Annotated in this window: 2 protein-coding genes; both read left to right on the top strand. The window is 46.0% G+C overall.

Annotated features, from left to right (window positions below; genetic code table 11):
- The coding region (locus AAG834_RS13745; RefSeq protein WP_342032456.1) for a 23S rRNA (pseudouridine(1915)-N(3))-methyltransferase RlmH at window positions 1-81 on the top strand (81 nt) is incomplete at its 5' end.
- Between the two features lie 312 nt (window positions 82-393).
- Window positions 394-840, top strand: a 447-nt coding sequence (locus tag AAG834_RS13740; RefSeq protein ID WP_342032455.1) for a type IV pilin protein, incomplete at its 3' end; no start/stop codon positions are given.

Here is an 840-nt window from a genome sequence, read left to right as displayed (position 1 = left end):
GGCATGGTGCGCGTCCTTCTGACCGAACAGCTCTACCGCGCCGTCTCCATCCTCCACAACCATCCCTACCACCGCGAATAGCAAAAGCCGTACCCGCAGGCAGGCTTCGTGTGTCCACCGCATAAATCGGGTGCAGGCGTGTCTGTTGCAAAGTCAATACATTAAGAAATAGTAAACTAAGAAATATTTAGATATTGTTTGAATACCTGTCATAAGGACGATAAGATACCGACCTCATTTGATAAGGGATTGATTCAGAAACCGTTCGGGCTTGCCGTAGGAAACCTCGCCGTATGGTTTTGAAGTGAGCCACGATAAAACATCAATCCCCATTTTTATTTCACACAACAATAAACATCAAATTATTCGGTTTATGTTTCAAAAGGGGGCGGAATGAAGGAAATTCAGCGGGGATTTTCTTTGTCTCAATTGGTTTTCACCATCATGATGGTAGGGATCTTGACGTCGATTGCTTATCCGTCTTACCAAAAATATATTGAAAATACCAAGCTGCAGGAAGTGCGGGCCGCCATGCTGGAAAACGCCCAATTTCTGGAGCGTTTTTATCAAAAAAACGGAAGTTTCAAACAAAGTTCCACCCAATGGCCGGATTTGCCGATTAAGGAAATCGGCGATTTTTGCATCAAGGTGCAAGGCGACGCCAAAGGTACGCCGGACGGGCGGTTTACCCTGAAGGCAGTAGCACGGTCGGATCAAAATCCCAAGGTATTGAAGATCAACGAAAGCTTTGTCACGGTATCGTGTGAAACGACCGAAAGCACCTGCGAAGACAAGACGCAGCATTTCGCCAATACGGACAAATCATGCAAGATATTTGAG

Source organism: Neisseria sp. Marseille-Q2251 (assembly GCF_940793045.1).
GTDB lineage: Bacteria > Pseudomonadota > Gammaproteobacteria > Burkholderiales > Neisseriaceae > Neisseria.
This window is presented reverse-complemented; position numbering and strand designations above follow the sequence as displayed.